The organism is Cupriavidus sp. MPR-AND1C (genome assembly GCF_058809705.1).
Genome location: NZ_JBXASU010000029.1, coordinates 1 through 22,213 on the forward strand (window position 1 = coordinate 1; position 22,213 = coordinate 22,213).

Genomic DNA, 22,213 nt, shown 5'->3' on the forward strand with positions numbered 1-22,213 from the left:
GGATAGTGGGGGGAAGCCGTATGTGACCGGGGGACATCGTGGCGGGCATCGGCGCGCAATCCTTGGGCCAAAGGCACGTGCCGGCGCACCGGCGCGGGGCGTTCGAGGATAAAATGCGGCCGACGCCTGCCACCTGCCGCCTTGTCAACCGTGATGCATGCGGTGCTCGGACGCCTCCCCCTCGACATGGACGACTCTCCCCAGCGCGCGCCACTTTTGCCCTGTCATGCCAATCCCGCGAACACGCCGCCCGCTGGGGCGTTGCCCACGCATCTTGCCGCGATGCTCGATAGCGTCGCGGATGGCGTCATGTCGCTCGACCGCGAGTGGCGATTCGCCTACGTCAACCAGACCATGGAGCGCTTGCTCAAGCGCAGCCGTACGGATCTCGACGGGCGCGGCATCTGGGAGTGCTATCCGGACCTGATTGGCTCGGCGTATTACCGGACGTTTCATGAGGCCGCCGTCAGCGGCGCATCACGCACCTGCACCGCCTACTATGTCCCGCTGGCATGCTGGTTCGAAGCGCGCGCCTTTCCCGATGCCAACGGCCTTATCGTGCTCTTTCGCGACGTCAGCCGCGAACGGCAGCAGTCGGCACAGCTGGAATACCATGCCGACCACGACTACCTGACCGGCCTGGCGAACCGCCGGCGCTGCACGCAGGTGCTGGCGCGCGCGGTGGCGCAGGCGGCAGAGCAGGCTGCACAAGCCCAGGTTGCGGTGCTGCCGGCCGGCATGCAGGCGCAAGCGCCGCAAGCGGCCGGGGTGGTGGTGCTGTTCGTCGATCTCGACCGCTTCAAGGAAGTCAACGATGCCTTTGGCCATGCAGTGGGCGACACGTTGCTGTGCAAGGTCGCCGAACGCTTTCGCGCGCTGCTGGCGTCTTCGGCTTTTGTCGCGCGCGTCGGTGGCGACGAGTTCGTGTTCATCCTGCGCGACGCACGGCCGGGACAGGCCGAGCGCTTTGCCGGCACCATCCTGGCCGGCGTGTCGCAGCCATTCCAGGTGGACGGCCACACGCTACTGCTGGGTGCCAGCGTAGGGATCGCGCAGTGGCCCGAGGCCGGCGACACCGCCGACACCCTGTTGAACCACGCTGATGCCGCCATGTATGCGGCCAAGGCTGCGGGGCGTTTCCAGTTCCGCGTCTTCCACCTGGACCTTGCCCAAGGCTTGCGGCAGCGCTTGCAGTTGCGCGCCGACCTGCATGCCGCGATGGCCGACGACCAGCTGGTGCTTCACTTCCAGCCGCAGTGGTCGCTGCCGGATGGCAGGCTGGCGGGCGCGGAGGCGTTGTTGCGCTGGCAGCACCCAACGCGCGGCCTGCTGCCTCCCGCCGCCTTTCTCGATGTGCTGCTGGAGTCGCCGCTGGAGCCGGCGGTGGGGCTGTGGGTCATGCGCGCCGTGTGCCGCCAGATAGCGGCCTGGCGGCGCGGCGGCCTGACGGTGCCCAGGATCTCGCTCAATCTGTCGGCGCGGCAGCTGGTCATGCCGGGGCTGGCGGGCTTGCTGGCGGACCTCGCGCGCGAGCATGAGGTGCCATGCGGGCTGCTGGACGTGGAAGTCACCGAGGACACGCTGATGACCGACCTCGACAGTGCTGCGGCGGCGCTCGACGAGCTCAGGCACTGCGGCATCAGCGCCTCGCTGGACGATTTCGGCTCCGGTTACTCGAGCCTGGCCTACCTGACGCGCCTGCCGGTTGTGACCCTCAAGATCGACAGATCATTCGTTGCAGTCCTCGGCAGCGCACCCGAGGCCCTGGCGGTCATTCGCGGGGTCATCGCGCTGGCGCGCTCGCTGGGCATGAGAACCCTGGCCGAAGGTGTGGAGACCCACGTCCAGCAACGCTTGCTGGTCGAGGAGGGCTGCGATGCGGCACAGGGCTACCTGCTTGGCCGGCCGATGCCGGCAGCGGATTTCGCCGTGGTCATGGGCCAAAGTGCCGTGGCGAGGGGGGATTGACGCGGCGCGGCAACAGCCCCCGCCGTGCCGCAAGCATGTGCCGTCCCGGAGGTGCATAATCGCTCACCGATACGTTGAGCCCTAGCCCGATTTCTCCGGCCTCAACATACATTCATGAACGGATGTATAATTCCGTAATTATTCGCTTGTCCCTAAGCGATTGTTGCGGAAATTGACCATGACTTACCGATTTATTGCCGGGTGCATGAGCGCCTGGCTCGCGATCTGCGTGACCGCGGGCTGGGTAGTGGAACGCCTCTGGTCCTGAGTACGGGTGGTCGGCTTTGCCGCTGGGAGGTGGCAAGGTTTTCGCTAGGACTTGTCATTCTTTGCGGTAATTACCACCCATCATGCACATGACCATCGATAAGAAGAACGCCGGCCTTGCCCGTCGGATTGCAACACGTATCAAGGCGCTTGGCGCCATGGCTGCTCTCGGCGCATGCGCTGCCGCGCACGCTGATCCTGCGGTGCACGTGGCCTTTGGCCGCGATCCCGGCCACAACCTCGACAAGTACGAAGTTGGCGTGAACTGGGACTCCGGCTTTGCCTGGGGCAACCCGCAGGGCTGGCTGGCCAAGCTGCAGTGGGAGGCCGAACTGGCCGAATGGAACGCCCGCAGCGGTACCAATCACCAGAATGTGACCGAATTCGGCTTCTCGCCGATCCTGCGCGTGGAAAAGCGCGGCGGCTCGCTGGTGCCTTTCCTGGAAGCCTCCGTCGGCGTGCGCATGATGAGCCATAAGGCCACCTCCGACGAGCACCGCTCCGGCAGCCTGTTCCAGTTCTCCGACATGATCGGCGTGGGCATGGCCTTTGGCTCCAAGACCGCGTACGAAGCCGGCTTCCGCTACCAGCACGTCTCCAACGCCGGTATCAAGCAGCCCAATCCGGGCAGCGGTTTTTACACGGGTTACGTGCGTTATCGCTTCTGATCCTGCAAAAGTGGCTGGCTTGGCCTGAGGCCATGACGCTCAGGCCAGCCTGACCATGCCTGCGCGCGGGGCGCGCGTGCTGGGGGAAACGGATTCCGCTTCCGCTTCCGCCCCCGCGCCTTGCGTCTGCCTGCCGCGCAGCGCGTCAAAAAACCGCCACAGCGCGGGTTCATCGCTGGTTGCCACGTTGAACCGTATCCACGGCGAATCGCCTTCTTCCGGTTCAAAATAAGACCCCGGCGCCAGCCAGATGCCGTGCTCCAGCGCCAGCGTCGCCAGCCGGTTGCCCGATAGCGCGGCCTGCTCTGCGCCGTCTTCCGGCCGCATCCTTGCCCAGGCGAACATTCCGCCTTCCGGGCGCAGCATCACCTCCAGCCCGTGGGCTTCCATCTTCTCCGTGATCCGGTCCTGCTGGGCGCGCAGCCGTTCGGCCAGTGCAGCGACATGGCGGCCATAGTGGCCGCTGGTCAGCACCGAGTACACCAGCCGCTCGGTCACTTCCGATGACGTCAGCCCCACTGCCATCTTGGTGCGGGCCAGCGCCTTGGCTAACTCCGGGCTGGCCGCGAGGTAGCCGACCCGCAGCGATGGCGTGATGGTCTTGGAAAACCCGTTGACGTAGATCACGTGCGAGAGCCCGTCCATGGCAGCCAGCATGGGTGAGCCGGGCGGCGCCAGCTCGCGGTAGATATCGTCCTCCACCACCAGCAGCCGGTACTGCTCGGCCAGTTGCAGCACGCGGTGCGCGTTCATGCTGGTGAGCGTGCCGCCGGTGGGGTTCTGCAGCACCGTGTTGACGAACAGCGCGCGTGGCGCGTGGGTGCGGATGGCGTGGTCGAGCGCGTCGGTGTCGAGCCCGCTGGCGGTGCGGCGCACGCCAACCACCTGCAAGCCGGCAAGGCGCAAGATCTGCAACAGATTGCAGTAGCAGGGGTCTTCCACCAGCACGGTGTCGCCCGGGCGCAACAGCGTGCGGACCACCAGGTCCAGCGCTTGCGTGGCGCCCTGGGTCAGCACCACTTGCTGGGCCTGCACCGGCATGCCGTACTGGCTGAGCCCGGCGGCGATATGCTCGCGCAGCGCGGCGAAGCCGTAAGGGTGGCCGTAGCCCGAGACTTGCGCGGCGGGCACCCGCGCCGCGGCGCGCATGGCCTGGTGCAGCCCTTCCTCGTTGAGCCAGTCGCCGGGCAACCAGCCCGCACCCGCCTTGATCGGCACCGAATGATCGGCGAACACATCCGACAGCAGCCACGCGGCGTTGAGCCCCGGCGCCTCCCAGCGTGCCGCCGGGGCCTGGCCGGCGGGGGCGTGGCGGTGTGCCACCGTGTAGCCCGAGCCCACCCGCGCGCTCAGGTAACCCAGCGCGGTCAGGCGGCCGTAGGCCTCGGCCACGGTGAAGGTGCTGACCCCATGCTGCTGGGCAAAGCGCCGCACCGACGGCAGCGCCACGCCGGCGCGCAGCACGCGCCGGTCCACCAGGCTGGCAATGCCCGCCACGATCTGCTCGGTGAGGGTGTCGCCGCTGCGCCGGCTGCGGACAAGTTCGAGGTGAAACATGCGTGACATGAAAGGATGGACCTGTACAGTTTAATGGCCGTACCGGTTCGGTGGGAAGCCTCATGGCGGCGCGGGGCTTTGCGGCGCTGCAACGTGAATTCGGCTGCTGGTGGGACTTTGACCGCTGTGGCGGGCGAAGTGGCTGGATCCGCGGGTGCGATCGCCCGGCTTGGGCGGCTCTTGATCTGTACAGTTGTCTCACTCTTAACTGTACGGTAAGGCGAGGTTCTGCCGACCGTATATTCTTTAAGCCGGGCAGGGCCGCTACAGTGGCCGCATTCACCAGAATCACCTGACAACCCGGGCGGCGCCAGCCGCCGCCCAAGCCAATGCCAATTGCTCCTGAGGAGGATGTATGGATGCCGCCAAGACTGTGATCCCCGATCTCGATGCCCTGTGGATGCCGTTTACCGCCAACCGCCAGTACAAGGCGGCCCCGCGCCTGCTCGACTCCGCCAGCGGCATGTACTACACCTCGCATGACGGCCGCCAGATCCTCGACGGTTGCGCCGGCTTGTGGTGCGTCGCTGCCGGGCATTGCCGCCAGGAGATCGCGGACGCGGTCGCCCGCCAGGTGCAGACCCTGGACTACGCGCCGCCGTTCCAGATGAGCCACCCGCTCACCTTCGAGGCTGCCACCAAGGTGGCAGCCATCATGCCGGCCGGGCTGGACCGCATCTTCTTCACCAACTCGGGCTCGGAATCGGTCGACACCGCGCTGAAGATCGCGCTGGCGTATCACCGCGCCCGTGGCGAAGGCCAGCGCACCCGCGTGATCGGGCGTGAGCGCGGCTATCACGGCGTTGGCTTCGGCGGCATGGCGGTGGGCGGCATCGGCCCCAACCGCAAAGCCTTCTCGGCCAACCTGATGCCCGGCACGGACCACCTGCCGGCCACGCTGAATATTGCCGAGGCGGCTTACTCCAAAGGCCAGCCGACCTGGGGCGCACACCTGGCCGACGACCTGGAACGCATCCTGGCGCTGCACGACCCGTCCAACGTGGCCGCCGTCATCGTCGAGCCGCTGGCCGGCTCGGCCGGCGTGCTGGTGCCGCCGGTGGGCTACCTGGAAAAGCTGCGCGAGATCACCAGCAAGCACGGCATCCTGCTGATCTTCGACGAGGTCATCACCGCCTTCGGCCGCCTGGGCGCGGCCACCGCCGCCGAGCGCTTCAAGGTCACACCGGACCTGATCACCATGGCCAAGGCCATCAACAACGCAGCCGTGCCGATGGGCGCGGTGGCGGTGCGGCGCGAAGTGCACGACACCGTGGTCAACGCCGCGGCGCCGGGCGCCATCGAGTTCCTGCACGGCTACACCTATTCCGGCCACCCGCTGGCCATGGCCGCGGCCATCGCCACGCTGGATATCTACAAGAACGAGAACCTGTTCGGCCGTGCCGCCGAGCTGGCGCCGAAGTTCGAAGCCGCGGTGCACGGCGTGCGCGGTGCGCCCCACGTGAAGGACATCCGCAACCTCGGCATGGTCGCCGGCATCGAGCTGGAGCCGCGTCCCGGCCAGCCCGGCGCGCGTGGCTATGAGGCCTTCCTGAAATGCCTGGAGCGCGGCGTGCTGGTGCGCTACACCGGCGACATCCTGGCTTTCTCGCCGCCGCTGATCATCACCGAGGCGCAGATCGAAGAGATGTTCGACACCGTGAAGACAGTGCTGCAAGAACTGCAGTGATTGCAGCGAATGCCGTGGCCGCAAAGACAAGACAAGGAACACTGACGTGAACATCGCAGAGAACCGGCAGATCGCCGACATTGCGCACTACATTGGCGGGACCGTGCGCGCCGCCTCGTCGGACCGGTTTGCCGACGTCTTCAACCCGGCCACGGGCGCCGTTGCCGGGCGCGTGGCGCTCGGCTCGGCGCAGGACGTGGATGCCGCCGTGGCTGCGGCCCACGCCGCGTTCCCGGCCTGGTCCGAGACCGCGCCGCTCAAGCGCGCGCGCATCCTGTTCAAGTTCAAGGAACTGCTCGACCGCCACCATGACGACCTCGCCGCGCTGATCACGCGCGAGCACGGCAAGGTGTTCTCGGATGCCAAGGGCGAAGTCACCCGCGGCGTGGAGATCGTTGAGTTTGCCTGCGGCATTCCCAACCTGCTCAAGACCGACTTCACCGACAACATTGGCGGCGGCATCGACAACTGGAACCTGCGCCAGCCGCTGGGCGTGGTGGCCGGCATCACGCCGTTCAACTTCCCGGTGATGGTGCCGATGTGGATGTTCCCGGTGGCGCTGGCCTGCGGCAATACCTTCGTGCTCAAGCCGTCCGAGCGCGATCCCTCGCCCTCGCTGCTGATTGCCGACCTGCTCAAGCAGGCCGGCCTGCCGGATGGCGTGTTCAACGTGGTGCAAGGCGGCAAGGAAGCCGTCGACGCGCTGCTGGCGCACAAGGACGTGCAGGCGCTGTCCTTCGTCGGCTCCACGCCGATCGCTGAGTACATCTACACCGAAGGCACCAGGCGCGGCAAGCGTGTGCAGGCCCTGGGCGGTGCAAAGAACCACCTGGTGGTGATGCCTGACGCCGACCTCGACCAGGCCGTGGACGCGCTGATCGGTGCTGCCTATGGCTCGGCCGGCGAGCGCTGCATGGCCATCTCGGTGGCCGTGGCGGTGGGCGATGTCGCCGACAAGCTGGTGCCGCGCCTGGCCGAACGCGCGCGGTCGCTGAAGATCCGCAACGGCATGCAAGACGATGCCGAGATGGGCCCGCTGGTGACCGCCGCGCACAAGGCCAAGGTAGAAGGTTACATCGCCAAGGGCGTGGAAGAGGGCGCCAAGCTGGTGACCGATGGCCGCGGCCACAAGGTCGACGGGCACGAGAACGGCTTCTACGTGGGTGGCACGCTGTTCGACAACGTCACGCCGGACATGACCATCTACAAGGAAGAGATCTTCGGCCCTGTGCTGTCGGTGGTGCGCGTGCATGACCTTGCCGAAGCAGTGGACCTGATCAACGGCCACGAGTACGGCAACGGCGTGTCCTGCTACACCAGCGATGGCGGCGTGGCACGTGCGTTCTCGCGCCAGATCCAGGTGGGCATGGTGGGCATCAACGTGCCGATCCCGGTGCCGATGGCATGGCATTCGTTCGGCGGGTGGAAGCGCTCGTTGTTTGGCGATCATCATGCTTATGGCGAGGAAGGCATTCGCTTTTACACGCGGTACAAGAGCATCATGCAGCGCTGGCCGGACAGTATCGGGAAGGGGGCGGAATTTACGATGCCGGTGGCTAAGTGAGGGTTCTGGCGTTGAATGGATGATGGGGTGTTTTGGCTGTTGCCGCTCAAAGAAACAGCGAGCAACCCAAAAGTGACGAATCCGTCCGCCCCATCGCGCTAAAATACGCCGCTTTTCAAAGCCGCCCAGCGCGCCAGGGGTACCCACCGATGAGTCTGTTCCGCACCAAGAACATCGAGGCCATGCTGGCCGCCGCACGCGATGACGGGCTGAAAAAGGTGCTCGGCCCCGTCGACCTGATCCTGATGGGCATTGGCGCCATCATCGGCACCGGCATCTTCGTGCTGACGGGCACCGGCGCGCTCACGGCGGGCCCGGCGCTGACCGTCTCCTTCGTGATCGCCGCGCTCGCCTGCGGGTTTGCCGCGCTCTGCTACGCCGAGTTCGCGTCCGCGATCCCCGTCTCCGGCTCCATCTACACCTATAGCTACGCCACGCTTGGCGAGATCGTGGCGTGGATGATCGGCTGGGATCTGCTGCTTGAATATGGTCTTGCGACCTCGGCGGTGTCGGTGGGCTGGTCGGGCTATTTCCAGTCGCTGATGGCGGGCTTCGGCATTCACCTGCCGGCCATGCTTACCGCCGCACCCGGTGCCGTGCCGGGCGTGCAGACGCTGTTCAACCTGCCGGCTGCCGTGATCATGCTGCTGATCACCTGGGTCGTGTCCTATGGCGTGCGCGAGTCGGCGCGCCTGAACAACGTGATGGTGGCCGTCAAGATTGCCGTGGTGCTGCTCTTTATCGGGGTGGGCGTGTGGCACGTCAAGCCGGCCAACTGGCATCCGTTTGCGCCGTTCGGGCTGGACGGCGTCTTCAATGCGGCCGCGCTGGTGTTCTTCGCTTTTATCGGCTTCGACGCGGTGACATCGGCGGCCGAGGAAGTGCGCAACCCGCGCCGCGACCTGCCGATCGGCATCATCGGCTCGCTGGCGGTCTGCACCGTGCTGTACGTGACGGTGGCGGCCATCATGACCGGCATCGTGCCCTTCGCCAAGTTCGCGGGCATCGATCATCCGGTATCGCTGGCGCTGCAGTACGCGGGCGAGAACTGGGTGGCCGGATTCGTCGATCTCGGCGCCATCCTGGGCATGACCACGGTGATCCTGGTGATGACCTTCGGCCAGACCCGCATCATCTTTGCCATGTCGCGCGACGGGCTGCTGCCGGAGCGGCTCTCGACGGTGCACCCGGTGCATGCTACGCCGTTCTTCGCTACGTGGACGGTGGGCATCGTGTTTGCCTTCATCGCGGCTTTCGTGCCGCTCAATGTGCTGGCGGAGCTGATCAATATCGGCACGCTGTCTGCCTTCACGCTGATCTCGGTGGCGGTGCTGGTGCTGCGCAAGACGCGGCCTGACCTGCCGCGCGCCTTCCGCTGCCCGGGGGTGCCGGTGGTGCCGCTGCTGTCGGTGGGCTTTTGCCTGTTCCTGATGGCGCACCTGCAGGCCCTGACGTGGGTGGCGTTCCTGGCGTGGCTGGCGATTGGCCTGGCGATCTACTTCCTTTACGCGCGCCGCAACGCGGTGCTGCACGGCGGCGCCTGACGCCGCCTGCGCTTACCGTTCGCGCGCGCCGGCTTCCTGCAGGAAGCCAGCGCGCGCGGCTCCTCGACAAAGGCGGAGTTGATGCGGATCCAGGCCGAATCCTCGCCGCCCGGCCGGAAGTAATTGCCGGGCGCCAGCGTCACCCCATGCTGCTCGGCCAGGGTCACCAGCTCGCGCGAATCCTCGATCCCGCGCGTACGAGCCCACAGGAAATTGCCGCCCGCCGGCTCGCAGTACACTTCCCAGCCGGCGTCGCCCAGGTGCTGCACCGCGCGTGCGGTGGCCTGGCGAACCCGCAGCCGCAGCCGCTCCATGTATTTGCGGTAGGCGCCGCGCTCCAGCAGCGCGGCCGTCACGCTCTCCGCGAAATGCGAGCCCGCGACGCTGGTTAGCACCTTCACATCCACCAGGTCCTTCACCAGCGCCTTGTCGGCCACCAGGTAGCCGACCCGCAGCGAGGCTGACACCGTCTTGGAAAAGCCGCCGATGTAGATCACGTGTTCGAGCTGGTCCAGCGTGGCCAGCCGGTCGGTGTAGTTGGTCTGGAAGTCCGAGAAGATATCGTCCTCGACAAAACGAAAGCCATGCCGGCGCGCCAGCTCCAGCAGGCGGAACGCCACCGGCGGTGAGAGGGTCGAGCCGGTCGGGTTCTGCAGCACGCTGTTGGTGAAGAACAGCTTGGGCTTGTGCTCGCGCAGCAGCGCTTCGGCGGCGTCCGGGTCGGGGCCGTTGCGGGTTTGCGGCACCCCCACCAGCCGCACCCCGTGCAGGCGCAGCAGGCCGAACAGGTTGTAGTAGCCAGGATCCTCCACGAACACCGTATCGCCCGGCTTGAGCAGGCGCCGCACCACCAGGTCCAGCGCCTGGCTGGCGCCCGTGGTGATCAGCACCTGCGGCAGCTCCGCTGCGATGCCGAGCTGCCGCACGCGGGTCAGCACATGCTGGCGCAGCTCCGGGCTGCCCATTGGCGTGGCGTAGTGGATCACGCTGTTGATGTCGTTGCGCGAGACCTGGCGAATGGCCTGGGTCAGCCCTTCCACGTCGCGCCAGCTCTCGGGCACGAAGCCGCCCGCCAGCTTGAGCGTGGCGCTGGGATGGTTGAACTGCTCCAGGATATGGTCCGACAAATCCTCCGCCAGACGCGGGTCCGACCAGCCTTGGGCGCCGCGCGCCAGCAGCGGGCTGTCCGCGACGAAGAAGCCCGACCCGTGGCGGGAATCGAGCAGGCCCTGCGACACCAGCCTGTCATAGGCTTCGATCACCGGAAAACGGCTGATGCCATGCTCCGCCGCGAGCTGCCGGATCGACGGCAGGCGCGCGCCGGGGCGCACCTCGCGCGCGCTGATCCAGGTCTTGACCTCGTTGACGATCTGGTCGGTCAGGGGCACGCCGGTGGCGGGAACGAGGGTCAGCTTCATCGGCAGGGTGCAGGGGAAAGTGTCAGGAAAAACTACTGAACAGTTCATGTCAAACTGTTCGCAACTGTTCATGGGATTGTAGTTTGCGCTGTGAATAATGGAAGGCATGCGGCAAAAGTGCCGGCACTGGCTGGGCCGGTGGGCACGACAGACATGGCCGCCATGCAGAACAGGAGTGATGAAATGCGCGAACTAAGGATCTTCGAATTCGATGAACCGGGCCAGCCGGTGAGCTGGCGCGCCCGCGAAGGGCAGCGCGTGAAGGCGGTCGAAGGCCGCCTCTGGCTCACGGTGGAAGGCCACCACGCGGACATCTGGCTGCTGCCGGGGGCCGTCTTTGCGCTGCCTGCCGGCGCCCGGGTATGGTTGTCCGGCGAAAGCGAGGGCGCGCGCTTCACGCTGGCCCAGACGCCGGCCCCGTCGTCGTGGCGCTGGCTGGGCGGGCTGGCGAGTGCGCTGAAGCGCCGCTTTGGCGAGCGCCGTGCCTCCGGTGCCGGCCAGTGCCCGGAACCGGGCCTCTGAGAGGATCTCGGCCGGACCGCGCGCAGCGCGTGTCCGATCATCCCACTCCCATCCGTATTGGTAGAAGCCTGGCCAAGTGTCTGGTCGTGCGCTCTCCAGAATGCCGTTTGCCGGCATCGAACTCCCTCGATGCCTCGCTCCCTCCCTCCACATTGTCGCGCCAACTATGCGAGGATGTTCATATGGCTGGCCGCGCCGCGCGGCATTCAGCGCTGCCGTGGAGTGATTGCCGTTAACGTAAACGTCATATAATCAAGCCGTTGCGCCGGCACCAGCCAGACCGCTCGCGTGTCAGATCCGAGCCGCCTCCAGAGCGGCAGCCATGGACGTCATGCGACCAGCCAGAACACCGAACGTGGTGGAGACAATGACCGATCTTTCCGATGTGCAGAAGGGCGCTCAACCTGGCGCTCAACCTGGCGCTCCCCATCAGGCGCAGGGACCGAAAGGGCCCGTCAACAAGGTGCGCTTTGTCACCGCGGCCTCGCTGTTCGACGGTCACGACGCTTCCATCAACATCATGCGGCGCATCCTGCAGTCCTCGGGCTGCGAGGTGATCCATCTCGGGCATAACCGCTCGGTGGAAGAAGTGGTCAGCGCGGCCTTGCAGGAAGACGTGCAGGGCATCGCCATCTCCAGTTACCAGGGCGGCCACGTCGAGTATTTCAAGTACATGGTGGACCTGCTGCGCCGGCGCGGCGGCGAGCACATCCAGTTGTTCGGCGGCGGTGGCGGCGTGATCGTGGCGGACGAGATCCGCGAGCTGCAAGCCTACGGCGTGGCACGGATCTTCAGCCCGGAGGACGGCCAGCGCCTGGGCCTGGCGGGCATGATCGCCGACATGGTGCAGCGCTGCGATATCGACCTGGCGCGCTACGCCCCCGCCACGCTCGATGCGATGAAAGGCGGCGACCGCCGCGCGCTCGCGCAGCTGATCACGGCGCTGGAAAACGGCAAGGCGGATCCCGCGCTGGCCGACACCCTGCGCGCCGAGGCGGCCACGGTGAAGACGCCCGTGCTCGGCATCACCGGCACGGGCGGCGCGGGCAAATCCTCGCTGACCGATGAGCTGATCCGCCGCATCCGGCTGGACCAGCGCGATGCGTTGTCCATCGCGGTGATCTCGATCGACCCGTCGCGCCGCAAGTCCGGCGGTGCGCTGCTGGGCGACCGCATCCGCATGAACGCGATCAACCATCCGCACATCTTCATGCGCTCGATGGCCACGCGCGAGGCCGGCTCGGAGATCTCGCGGGCGCTGCCCGATGTGCTGGCGGCCTGCAAGGTGGCCGGCTTCGACCTGATCATCGTCGAGACCTCGGGCATCGGGCAGGGAGACGCCGCCATCGTTGCGCACGTGGACCTGTCGCTCTATGTGATGACGCCCGAGTTCGGCGCCGCCAGCCAGCTCGAGAAGATCGACATGCTGGACTTCGCCGATTTTGTCGCCATCAACAAGTTCGACCGCAAGGGCGCGCAGGACGCGTGGCGCGACGTGGCCAAGCAGGTGCAGCGCAACCGCGAGCAGTGGCATGCCAAGCCCGAGGAGATGCCGGTGTACGGCACCCAGGCGTCGCGCTTCAACGACGACGGCGTGACCATGCTCTACCAGGGCCTGCGCGAAGCGCTGTGCGCGCGCGGCATGCGTGCGCCGGGCGGCGTGCTGCCGCAGTTGAGCGGACGTGTCTCCACCGGCCAGAACGTGATCGTCCCGCCGGCGCGCAACCGCTACCTGGCGGAGATCGCCGACACGGTGCGCGCTTATCATCGCCGCGTGGATGCGCAGAGCCGGCTGGCGCGCGAGCGCCAGCAACTGCGCGAGGCGCGCCGCATGCTGCTGGCGGCCTCCGGTCAAGAAGACCAGGGCGAAGCGCTGCAGGCGCTGGCCACCGAGCGCGACGCCGCGCTCGGCGCGCAGGAGCGCAAGCTGCTGGCGATGTGGCCGCAGATGCGCAAGGCCTACAGCGGCGACGAATACGTGGTGAAGATCCGCGACAAGGAAATCCGCACCACGCTCACCACCACCACCTTGTCCGGCACCACGGTGCGCAAGGTGGTGCTGCCGCGCTTCGAGGACGACGGCGAAGTGCTCAAGTGGCTGCTGCGCGAGAACGTGCCTGGCAGCTTCCCCTACACCGCCGGCGTGTTCGCCTTCAAGCGCGAGAACGAAGACCCCACCCGCATGTTCGCCGGCGAGGGCGATGCCTTTCGCACCAATCGCCGCTTCAAGCTGGTTTCCGAGGGCATGGACGCCAAGCGCCTGTCCACCGCCTTCGATTCGGTCACGCTGTACGGCGAGGACCCGCACACCCGCCCGGACATCTACGGCAAGGTTGGCAACTCGGGCGTGTCGATCGCCACGCTCGACGACATGAAGGTGCTGTACGACGGCTTCGACCTCACCAGCCCGTCGACCTCGGTGTCGATGACCATCAACGGGCCCGCGCCCACTATCCTGGCGATGTTCATGAACACCGCCATCGACCAGCAGTTCGACAAGTTCCGCGCCGACAACGACCGCGAGCCCACCGTCGACGAGCAAGGCAAGATCCGCGCGTGGGTGCTGCAGAACGTGCGCGGCACGGTGCAGGCCGACATCCTCAAGGAAGACCAGGGCCAGAACACCTGCATCTTCTCGACCGAGTTCTCGCTCAAGGTGATGGGCGATATCCAAGCGTACTTTGTCCATCACCAGGTGCGCAATTTCTACTCGGTGTCGATCTCCGGCTATCACATCGCGGAGGCGGGAGCGAACCCGATCTCGCAACTGGCGTTCACGTTGTCCAACGGCTTCACCTATGTGGAGGCGTACCTGGCGCGCGGCATGCATATCGATGACTTCGCGCCCAACCTGTCGTTCTTCTTCTCCAACGGCATGGACCCGGAATACAGCGTGCTGGGCCGCGTGGCGCGCCGCATCTGGGCGGTGACGCTGCGCGACAAGTACGGCGCCAATGAACGCAGCCAGAAGCTCAAGTACCACATCCAGACTTCCGGGCGCTCGCTGCACGCGCAGGAGATCGACTTCAACGATATCCGCACCACGCTGCAAGCGCTGATCGCCATCTACGACAACTGCAACTCGCTGCACACCAACGCGTACGACGAAGCCATCACCACGCCCACCGGCGAGTCGGTGCGCCGTGCGCTGGCGATCCAGCTCATCATCAACCGCGAGTGGGGCGTGGCCAGATGCGAGAACCCCAACCAGGGCAGCTTCCTGATCGATGAGCTGACCGACCTGGTGGAAGACGCGGTGATGCAGGAGTTCGAGCGCATCGCCGAGCGCGGCGGCGTGCTCGGCGCGATGGAGACGGGATACCAGCGAGGCAAGATCCAGGACGAGTCGCTGTACTACGAGCAGCGCAAGCACGACGGCACGCTGCCCATCATCGGCGTCAATACGTTCCGCAATCCCGATGGCGACGCCGCGCCGCCATCGCTCGAACTGGCGCGTTCCAGCGAAGAGGAGAAGCAGGGGCAACTTGCGCGGCTGGCGGACTTCCACGCCCGTCATGCGGATGCGGCGCCGGCCATGCTGCAGCGGCTGCGCCAGGCTGTGATCGACAACGGCAATGTGTTTGCGGTGCTGATGGACGCGGTGCGCGTGTGCTCGCTCGGGCAGGTCACGCATGCATTGTTTGAGGTAGGAGGCCAGTACCGCCGCAATATGTGATCCGTCGGCCAGGGGCTGTCTCGTGCGAGGCCCCTGCGTTAAACTTGACGCTTGCGCCAGCCGCGTCGCCTTGCGGGCAGCGAGCGCCAGCGAAGATCAAGACCAAGACCAATCAGGAGTACCGTGTACGATCCCAACAATATCTTCGCCCGCATCCTGCGTGGCGAATTGCCTTGCAACAAGGTATATGAAGACGCCGACACCATGGCCTTCATGGACATCATGCCGCAGTCGGATGGCCACGTACTGGTCGTGACCAAGGAACCCGCCGCCGAGTTGTTCGACCTTTCCGATGCTGGCGCCGAAGCCGCCATCCGCACCACCAAGCGCGTCGCCCGCGCGGTGCGCGCCGCTTTCTCGCCGGACGGCATCTCGATCGGCCAGTTCAACGGCGCCGCCGCGGGCCAGACCGTGCCGCACGTGCATTTCCACATCGTGCCGCGCTACGCCGAGCGCACCCTGCGCGGCCACGGCAGCGACATGCAGGATCCGGAAATCCTCAGCCAGCATGCCGAGCGCATCGTCGCCGCGCTGCGCGAAGCCTGACCAGATACATCGGTGCGCCGTGACTGCAGCGCGCCACGCCAGAATCAAGCAACCAGCAACAAGGAAGACAAGATGGGAATCAGGACAGTGGGCATCGTAGGCGCCGGCACCATGGGCAACGGCATCGCGCAAGCGTGCGCCGTGGTGGGCCTGGACGTAGTGATGGTGGACATCAGCGACGCAGCGGTGAGCAAGGGCATCGCCACCGTGGGCAGCAGCCTGGATCGCCTGATCAAGAAAGACAAGATCAGCGAAGCCGACAAGGACGCTGCACTCGCGCGCATCAAGGGCTCCACATCCTATGACGCGCTCAAGGCCGCCGACATCGTGATCGAAGCCGCTACCGAGAACTTCGACCTCAAGGTCAAGATCCTCAAGCAGATCGACGGCGTCGTCGGCGATGACGTGATCGTTGCGTCCAACACCTCGTCGATCTCCATCACCAAGCTGGCCGCTGTCACCAGCCGGCCGGGCAACTTCATCGGCATGCACTTCTTCAACCCGGTGCCGATGATGGCCCTGGTGGAGCTGATCCGCGGCCTGCAGACCAGCGATGCCACGCACGCGCTGGTGGAAGAACTGTCGAAGAACCTCGGCAAGTACCCGATCACCGTGAAGAACAACCCGGGCTTCGTGGTCAACCGGATTCTCTGCCCGATGATCAATGAGGCGTTCTGCGTACTGGGCGAAGGCCTGGCGTCGCCGGAAGAAATCGATGAGGGCATGAAGCTGGGTTGCAACCACCCGATCGGCCCGCTGGCGCTGGCTGACATGATCGGCCTGGATACGATGCTGGCGGTGATGGAGGTGCTGTACACCGAATTTGCCGACCCGAAGTACCGCCCGGCCATGCTGATGCGCGAAATGGTGGCGGCGGGCTATCTCGGCCGCAAGACCGGCCGCGGTGTGTACGTCTACAGCAAGTGACATTGAAGCTGTAAAAGGCCGAAAGCCCCCTTCATCATCACAAACGGGGGGCACCAAGAAAGCTGGCAGCGGAGCGATCCGCCGCCAGCTTTTTTTCGTTTGTCGAACGCCCCGGCCTGCCGGGTTCTGCAGCGCTGTCGCGATCAATGAAATATGCCTTTTTCGGTTCCTGACTATTTGCTGCCTGCCTGAATTTTTCAAACATGAATCCCCATATCAATTTTCAGTTAATAGCACGATCGTACTGAAATTATGTCAAGCCTGTCGTGGCGAAAAAACCGATAAATACTGAGTGAAATCAATTTCGATCAAAGTAAAGCCAGATGAATGGCTTGATTCACTCCAGACCGCTAAAGCTTTGTAAAGACATTCCCGTAAACGCTGATATGCACTACGCGCCGCCGCAGTCGTGGCATTGCCTGTGCGCTGCGCGTGCTTTGGAAAACCGATGGGGAATCTTTATGCGCAACAACCAACCCGTCTCGCAGCGCGAATACGAACTGCCCGAGAACGCCACGCTGATGTCGACCACCGACACCGAGAGCCGCATTGCCTATGCCAATGCGGCCTTCGTCGATGTCAGTGGTTTCACACGCGAGGAAATCCGGGGCCAGCCCCACAATATCGTCCGGCACCCCGATATGCCGGCCGAGGCCTTCGCCGATATGTGGGCCACGCTCAAGAGCGGCGAGCCCTGGACGGCGCTGGTGAAGAACCGGCGCAAGGACGGCGACCATTACTGGGTACGCGCCAACGCCATGCCGCTAGTGCGCAACGGCAAGTCGGTGGGATACATGTCGGTGCGCACCAAGCCCTCGCGCGAGGAGATTGACGCTGCCGGGCGGCTCTACCAGGACTTCCGCGAGGGTAGTGCGGGCCAACGGCGTTTTCACAAGGGTCTGATCATTCAGGGCGGCTGGAAGCGGTGGGCGTCGGCCTTCAAGACCATGCCAGTGCGCTGGCGCATCCGGGGCGCCCTGGCAACCTTGCTGCCGGCCTCGGTCATTGGTGCGGCGGCGCTTGGCATGAGCGGGATGCCGCTGGCTGGCCTGGGCGGCATCGTCGCCGCCATGTTGCTGCTGGTCTGTGGCTGGCTGGAGGCGCAGATCTCGCGGCCGTTGGAGCGGGTCATGGCACAGGCCCTGCGCGTGGCGTCCGGCGAAAGCCAGCAGGTCGAGCATATGGACCGCGTGGACGAGATCGGCATGACGCTGCGCACGATCAGCCAGCTTGGCCTGATGTTTCGCTGGCTGATCGACGACGTGAGCGAGCAGGTGCTGAACGTGCAGGGCGCAAGCAGCGAGATCGCGCAGGGCAACAGCGACCTGAGCGTGCGTACCGAGCAGGCGGCATCCAACGTACAGGATACAGCGTCGTCGATGACGCAGATGACTGCCACGGTCAAGAGCAATGCCGAGACCGCGGCCCAGGCAAACGCGTTGTCCGGCTCCGCCAGCACCGAGGCGGCCAAGGGTGGCAAGGCGATGTCGCAGGTGGTGGCGACCATGGAGGAAATCAGCAGCAGCTCGAAGCGGATCGCCGACATCATCAGCGTGATCGACGGCATCGCCTTCCAGACCAATATCCTTGCGCTGAATGCCGCGGTGGAAGCCGCGCGGGCCGGGGAGGAGGGCAGGGGCTTCGCGGTGGTGGCCGGCGAGGTGCGCGGGCTCGCGCAGCGCAGCGCCAGCGCGGCCAAGGAGATCAAGGCGCTGATCGGCGCCAGCGTGGAAAAGGTCGACTCGGGGGCGCAACTGGTCAACGACGCCGGCCAGACCATGGACAATATCGTGGCCCAGGTCAGGCGCGTCTCCGACCTGATCGCCGAGATCAGCCTGGCTACGTCCGAGCAGAGCACGGGCATCAGCCAGGTTGGCGATGCCATCGGCGACCTCGATCGCATCACCCAGCAAAATGCTGCGCTGGTGGAGCAGAGCGCGGCCGCCGCACAGAGCCTGAAACAGCAGGCCAACCGGCTGGTGGAAGCGGTCGGCGTATTCCGTTGACTGCGCGCCACGCCCCCTCGGGCCAGGCCGCAAGGCGGCCACGAGGGGCGTGGCGGCCCTACTCGCCGTACTGCCGCAGTCCTTCCAGGTCCAATACCTCGATCACGCCATAGTCGACCTTCACCAGTCCCTGCTGCTCCAGCACCTTCAGCGCCTGGTTGGCCCGCTGCCGCGATATGCCCGCCAGCAGTCCGATTTCTTCCTGCGAGATTTCCAGCGTGGTCCCCAGGCCAGGGTACAGGTGCTCATTGAACAGCGACGACACCGCGCGCGCCACGCGCGAATCGATATCGAGCAGCCGCTCGTATTCCACGGCGGCAATGAATTGTCCAAGCCGCTCGTTGAACTGCGTCAGCAGGAACCGCGTGAACGGCAAGCTGGTATCCAGCAACCACTGAAAAGTCTCGCGCGGCAGGAATGCAATGCGCGAGCGCCGCAGCGCCATCACGTCGTACTTGCGGATTTCGCCCTTGAGCACGGCACCTTCGCCAAACCAGCCCCCCGTGGGCACGCCGGTGAATGTGACCGATTTGCCGGAGGGCGATACGGTAGTGATCTTGACGATCCCTTCCAGCACGCCCATCCAGTGTTCCGCCTTATCGCCTTTATGGCAGACATAGTCGCCCTGGCTATATTCGCGCACGCACATGGCGCGGCGGACGATATCGCGTTGTTCTTCGCTGAGGTCGGCTGCCCACACGCAGCGGTCGACGAAATCGTTGAGCATGACCTGGGAACCTTCCCGTAGGGATTAACCCGGAATTGTCATCGGCGTGACAACCGGGGGAAATGGCATGGACTATCTTACGATCACCACGAACCGCGAATGCGCGCCAGGACAGGCGCGGCGGGCTTGTTGCGTCGCGGCACGAACACCGCCGGGCAAAACAGGCCAAGTATAACCAGCGGCAGCAGGCTTGGCACCGGTGGCGGATCCCCGCGCCGGAGGGACAGGAGACATCCATGCAGGAACCGTCGGCGACGACCTTCCCGCGCTTGTTGCTCGCGCATGCGCAGCAGCGGCCGGAAAGCCCGGCTTACCGTGAGAAGGATCTCGGGATCTGGCAAACCTATAGCTGGGCGCAGACCGCGCAGGAGGTGCGCGCGCTCGCGTGCGGCCTGGCGGCCCTGGGCTTTGCCCGCGGCATGAACCTGGCGGTGGTCGGCGACAACCGGCCGCGCCTGTACTGGGCCATGAGCGCGGCGCAGGCCATGGGCGGCGTGCCGGTGCCGCTCTACCAGGATGCCATTGCCGGCGAGATGATCTATGTGCTGAACGATGCCGAGATCGACTTCGCCATCGTGGAGGACCAGGAGCAGGTGGACAAGCTGCTGGAGGTGGAGGAGCAGCTAGCCGCGCAGGGCCGCAAGGTGCGCCACATCATCTATGAAGACCCGCGCGGGCTGCGTGACTACGATCATCCTGCATTGATGTCTTACCAGCGCCTGCAGGAAATCGGCCGCGAGTTCGATCGTGCCAATCCAGGATACTTCGATGCGGCCGTTGCCGCGGGCGAGCCTGACGATACCGCCATCATCCTCTACACCTCCGGCACCACCGGCAAGCCCAAGGGTGTGTGCCACTCGCATCGCGGCCTGATCGGCGCTGCGCGCAACGGCTGCGCGTTCGATGGCCTGAGCGCAAGTGACGATGTGCTGTCCTACCTGCCGATGGCATGGGTGGGTGACAACCTGTTCTCGTACGCGCAGGCCATGGTGGCGGGCTTTACCGTGAACTGCCCGGAATCGCGCGAGACGGTGATGACCGACCTGCGCGAGATCGGCCCCACCTATTACTTCGCGCCACCGCGCATCTATGAAAACCTGCTCACGCAGGTGATGATCCGCATGGAAGATGCGGGCTGGATCAAGCGTAAGCTCTTTCACTGGGCCATGGGCGTGGCGCGCCGCTGCGGCACCGACATCCTCGACGGCAATCCGGTGCCGCTGGCCGAGCGCCTGCGCTACGCGGCAGGCGAGGCGCTGATCTTCGGGCCGCTGCGCAATGTGCTCGGCATGAGCCGCATCCGCGTGGGCTACACGGCGGGCGAGGCGATCGGCCCGGACCTGTTCCGCTTCTATCGCTCCATCGGCGTCAACCTCAAGCAGTTCTACGGCCAGACCGAAACCTGCGCCTATGTCTGCCTGCAGCCGGACGGCAAGGTCAAGTTCGATTCGGTAGGGCCTGCCGCGCCGGGCATGGAGATCCGCATTGCCGAGAACGGCGAAGTGCTGGTGCGTGGCGTGGGCTTGCTGAAGGCCTACTACAAGCGCGACGATGCCACCCGCGAGGCGATCAACGACCAAGGCTATTTCATGACCGGCGACGCCGGCGTGATCGACGCCGACGGCCACCTCAAGATCATCGATCGCGCGAAGGACGTGGGCAAGCTGTCCGACGGCGCCATGTTCGCGCCCAAGTACATCGAGAACAAGCTCAAGTTCTTTCCCTATATCAAGGAGGCGGTGGCGTTCGGCACCGGCCGCGACAGCGTCTGCGCGTTCATCAACATCGATTTCGATGCCGTGGGCAACTGGGCCGAGCGGCGCCACCTGGCCTATGCGGGCTACATCGACCTGGCGGCGCAGCCAGAGGTGATCGCCATGATCGGCGAATGCGTCGAGCAAGTGAATGCCGACCTTTGCGTCGATGCCATGCTGGCTGGCTCGCAGGTGTCGCGCTTCCTGATCCTGCACAAGGAACTCGATCCGGACGACGATGAGCTCACCCGCACGCGCAAGGTGCGCCGTGGCTATATCGCCGAGAAATACGCGTCGCTGGTCGAAGCGCTGTACGCCGGCAAGCCGGAGCAGTTCATCGAGACGCGCGTGAAGTTCGAGGACGGGCGTGAAGGCAGCGTTTCGGCCACGTTGAAGCTGGTCGATGTAAAGCGCTTCCCCCCGGCCACCGCCGGCGCGAAGCGCGCAGCATGAGCAGGGGCGAGAGGATGACGCAAATGGCATGGCAAGGCGTGGGGCGCGGCGGCGATGGCCAGCCAGCGTGGAGCGGCGCGAGCGCGGGGGCAGGGGCAACAGCACAAGCGCTCGGCGGGGTTCAGATGGAGCATGCGCAGGTGCGGCAGGCCGGCGACGTGATACTCGACCTGCAGAATATTTCGTTGGCCTTCGGCGGCGTGAAGGCGCTGACCGATATCTCGTTTGACGTGCGCGAGCATGAGATCCGCGCCATCATCGGCCCCAACGGCGCGGGCAAGAGCTCGATGCTCAATGTGATCAACGGGGTCTACCACCCGCAGCAAGGGCGCATCGTGTTTCGTGGCGAGGAACGGCGCAAGATGCATCCCACCGCCGCGGCGCGCCAGGGCATCGCGCGCACTTTCCAGAATATCGCGCTGTTCAAGGGCATGACCGTGCTCGACAACATCATGACCGGGCGCAACACCAGGTTCCGCAGCGGCCTGCTGGCCAACGCGCTGTGGTGGGGCCCGGCGCGCAACGAGGAAATGCAGCACCGGCGCAAGGTCGAGGAGGTGATCGATTTCCTCGAGATCCAGGCGATCCGCAAGACGCCGGTGGGGCGCCTGCCGTACGGCTTGCAAAAGCGCGTGGAGCTGGCACGCGCGCTGGCGGCCGAGCCTTCGATGCTGCTGCTCGACGAGCCGATGGCCGGCATGAACGTGGAAGAGAAGCAGGACATGTGCCGCTTCATCCTGGACGTGAACCATCAGTTCGGCACCACCATCGTGCTGATCGAGCACGACATGGGCGTGGTGATGGACATCTCCGACCGCGTGGTGGTGCTGGACTACGGCAAGAAGATCGGCGACGGCACGCCGGAAGCGGTGAAGGCCAACCCGGATGTGATTCGCGCCTATCTGGGCGCTGGTCACTGATGCAGCTGC

16 protein-coding genes are annotated in these 22,213 nt (G+C 65.5%); 12 read left to right on the forward strand and 4 right to left on the reverse strand.

The genetic code is table 11. The annotated features are described in order from the left end of the window. Window positions 1–282 precede the first annotated feature (282 nt). Together AC1RWI_RS17175 and AC1RWI_RS17180 are read left to right on the forward strand one after the other, a co-directional pair. Window positions 283–1,968 (forward strand): putative bifunctional diguanylate cyclase/phosphodiesterase, encoded by a 1,686-nt coding sequence (locus AC1RWI_RS17175; protein WP_492867643.1) that lies wholly within the window; start codon window positions 283–285, stop codon window positions 1,966–1,968. Window positions 1,969–2,324: 356 nt separating this feature from the next. Continuing rightward, window positions 2,325–2,903 (forward strand): acyloxyacyl hydrolase, encoded by a 579-nt coding sequence (locus tag AC1RWI_RS17180; protein ID WP_492867645.1) that lies wholly within the window; start codon window positions 2,325–2,327, stop codon window positions 2,901–2,903. Window positions 2,904–2,942: 39 nt separating this feature from the next. Here AC1RWI_RS17180 and AC1RWI_RS17185 read toward each other — a convergent pair whose 3' ends face one another. Next, entirely contained in the window at window positions 2,943–4,460 is a 1,518-nt protein-coding gene (locus tag AC1RWI_RS17185; protein WP_492867714.1) for an aminotransferase-like domain-containing protein, read from the reverse strand. 355 nt (window positions 4,461–4,815) lie between these two features. Here AC1RWI_RS17185 and aptA point away from each other — a divergent pair, with 355 nt between their 5' ends. The 3 genes from aptA (at window position 4,816) to bcaP (ending at window position 9,255) form a co-directional block, all read left to right on the forward strand. Beyond that, window positions 4,816–6,147, forward strand: coding sequence for an omega-aminotransferase AptA (aptA, locus tag AC1RWI_RS17190; RefSeq protein ID WP_492867647.1), 1,332 nt, complete (start codon window positions 4,816–4,818; stop codon window positions 6,145–6,147). 46 nt (window positions 6,148–6,193) lie between these two features. Then, window positions 6,194–7,711, forward strand: a complete 1,518-nt coding sequence (locus tag AC1RWI_RS17195; RefSeq protein WP_043343228.1) for a CoA-acylating methylmalonate-semialdehyde dehydrogenase — start codon at window positions 6,194–6,196, stop codon at window positions 7,709–7,711. Between the two features lie 149 nt (window positions 7,712–7,860). Further along, window positions 7,861–9,255: a branched-chain amino acid transporter BcaP gene (gene bcaP / locus AC1RWI_RS17200; protein WP_043343230.1), complete on the forward strand. Its 1,395-nt coding sequence runs from the start codon at window positions 7,861–7,863 to the stop codon at window positions 9,253–9,255. Here bcaP and AC1RWI_RS17205 read toward each other — a convergent pair. Beyond that, window positions 9,216–10,673 carry an aminotransferase-like domain-containing protein gene (locus AC1RWI_RS17205; protein WP_492867650.1) on the reverse strand — a complete coding sequence of 486 codons (1,458 nt, stop codon included), beginning with the start codon at window positions 10,671–10,673 and terminating at the stop codon, window positions 9,216–9,218. The genes bcaP and AC1RWI_RS17205 overlap by 40 nt on opposite strands. A 183-nt stretch (window positions 10,674–10,856) precedes the next feature. Between AC1RWI_RS17205 and AC1RWI_RS17210 the strand changes: the two genes are divergently transcribed. The 4 genes from AC1RWI_RS17210 (at window position 10,857) to AC1RWI_RS17225 (ending at window position 16,344) form a co-directional block, all read left to right on the forward strand. Beyond that, window positions 10,857–11,195 (forward strand): DUF2917 domain-containing protein, encoded by a 339-nt coding sequence (locus AC1RWI_RS17210; RefSeq protein WP_492867652.1) that lies wholly within the window; start codon window positions 10,857–10,859, stop codon window positions 11,193–11,195. 367 nt (window positions 11,196–11,562) lie between these two features. Continuing rightward, on the forward strand, window positions 11,563–14,871 hold the full coding sequence (icmF, locus tag AC1RWI_RS17215) for a fused isobutyryl-CoA mutase/GTPase IcmF (RefSeq protein WP_492867654.1): 3,309 nt from the start codon (window positions 11,563–11,565) through the stop codon (window positions 14,869–14,871). Window positions 14,872–14,982: 111 nt separating this feature from the next. After that, window positions 14,983–15,417, forward strand: a complete 435-nt coding sequence (locus tag AC1RWI_RS17220) for an HIT family protein (RefSeq protein ID WP_043351192.1) — start codon at window positions 14,983–14,985, stop codon at window positions 15,415–15,417. Between the two features lie 72 nt (window positions 15,418–15,489). Continuing rightward, complete coding sequence (locus AC1RWI_RS17225) at window positions 15,490–16,344, forward strand: 3-hydroxybutyryl-CoA dehydrogenase (RefSeq protein WP_043343243.1); 855 nt, start codon at window positions 15,490–15,492, stop codon at window positions 16,342–16,344. Between the two features lie 37 nt (window positions 16,345–16,381). On the opposite strand, the gene AC1RWI_RS17230 is transcribed toward AC1RWI_RS17225, so the two are convergent. After that, complete coding sequence (locus AC1RWI_RS17230; RefSeq protein WP_158408258.1) at window positions 16,382–16,549, reverse strand: hypothetical protein; 168 nt, start codon at window positions 16,547–16,549, stop codon at window positions 16,382–16,384. A 256-nt stretch (window positions 16,550–16,805) separates the two neighbouring features. Between AC1RWI_RS17230 and AC1RWI_RS17235 the strand changes: the two genes are divergently transcribed. Further along, a complete protein-coding gene (locus AC1RWI_RS17235) occupies window positions 16,806–18,350 on the forward strand; it encodes a methyl-accepting chemotaxis protein (protein ID WP_492867657.1) in 1,545 nt (514 codons plus the stop codon). 58 nt (window positions 18,351–18,408) lie between these two features. Here the strand turns inward: AC1RWI_RS17235 and AC1RWI_RS17240 are convergent, their stop codons facing one another. After that, window positions 18,409–19,077: a Crp/Fnr family transcriptional regulator gene (locus tag AC1RWI_RS17240; protein WP_492867659.1), complete on the reverse strand. Its 669-nt coding sequence runs from the start codon at window positions 19,075–19,077 to the stop codon at window positions 18,409–18,411. A gap of 236 nt (window positions 19,078–19,313) precedes the next feature. Between AC1RWI_RS17240 and AC1RWI_RS17245 the strand changes: the two genes are divergently transcribed. Further along, window positions 19,314–21,284, forward strand: coding sequence for an AMP-dependent synthetase/ligase (locus AC1RWI_RS17245; protein ID WP_043343252.1), 1,971 nt, complete (start codon window positions 19,314–19,316; stop codon window positions 21,282–21,284). A gap of 14 nt (window positions 21,285–21,298) precedes the next feature. After that, window positions 21,299–22,204 carry an ABC transporter ATP-binding protein gene (locus AC1RWI_RS17250; RefSeq protein WP_082054781.1) on the forward strand — a complete coding sequence of 302 codons (906 nt, stop codon included), beginning with the start codon at window positions 21,299–21,301 and terminating at the stop codon, window positions 22,202–22,204. Window positions 22,205–22,213: the final 9 nt, after the last annotated feature.

Bases quoted from the DNA above. Each gene is read 5' to 3' on its own strand.
- AC1RWI_RS17245 (WP_043343252.1), top strand. From the start codon at position 19,314: ATGCAGGAACCGTCGGCGACGACCTTCCCGCGCTTGTTGCTCGCGCAT.
- icmF (WP_492867654.1), top strand. From the start codon at position 11,563: ATGACCGATCTTTCCGATGTGCAGAAGGGCGCTCAACCTGGCGCTCAA.
- AC1RWI_RS17230 (WP_158408258.1), bottom strand. From the start codon at position 16,549: ATGTTTGAAAAATTCAGGCAGGCAGCAAATAGTCAGGAACCGAAAAAG.
- AC1RWI_RS17205 (WP_492867650.1), bottom strand. From the start codon at position 10,673: ATGAAGCTGACCCTCGTTCCCGCCACCGGCGTGCCCCTGACCGACCAG.
- AC1RWI_RS17210 (WP_492867652.1), top strand. From the start codon at position 10,857: ATGCGCGAACTAAGGATCTTCGAATTCGATGAACCGGGCCAGCCGGTG.
- AC1RWI_RS17175 (WP_492867643.1), top strand. From the start codon at position 283: ATGCTCGATAGCGTCGCGGATGGCGTCATGTCGCTCGACCGCGAGTGG.
- AC1RWI_RS17250 (WP_082054781.1), top strand. From the start codon at position 21,299: ATGACGCAAATGGCATGGCAAGGCGTGGGGCGCGGCGGCGATGGCCAG.
- AC1RWI_RS17235 (WP_492867657.1), top strand. From the start codon at position 16,806: ATGCGCAACAACCAACCCGTCTCGCAGCGCGAATACGAACTGCCCGAG.
- AC1RWI_RS17225 (WP_043343243.1), top strand. From the start codon at position 15,490: ATGGGAATCAGGACAGTGGGCATCGTAGGCGCCGGCACCATGGGCAAC.
- AC1RWI_RS17180 (WP_492867645.1), top strand. From the start codon at position 2,325: ATGACCATCGATAAGAAGAACGCCGGCCTTGCCCGTCGGATTGCAACA.
- aptA (WP_492867647.1), top strand. From the start codon at position 4,816: ATGGATGCCGCCAAGACTGTGATCCCCGATCTCGATGCCCTGTGGATG.
- AC1RWI_RS17185 (WP_492867714.1), bottom strand. From the start codon at position 4,460: ATGTTTCACCTCGAACTTGTCCGCAGCCGGCGCAGCGGCGACACCCTC.
- bcaP (WP_043343230.1), top strand. From the start codon at position 7,861: ATGAGTCTGTTCCGCACCAAGAACATCGAGGCCATGCTGGCCGCCGCA.
- AC1RWI_RS17240 (WP_492867659.1), bottom strand. From the start codon at position 19,077: ATGCTCAACGATTTCGTCGACCGCTGCGTGTGGGCAGCCGACCTCAGC.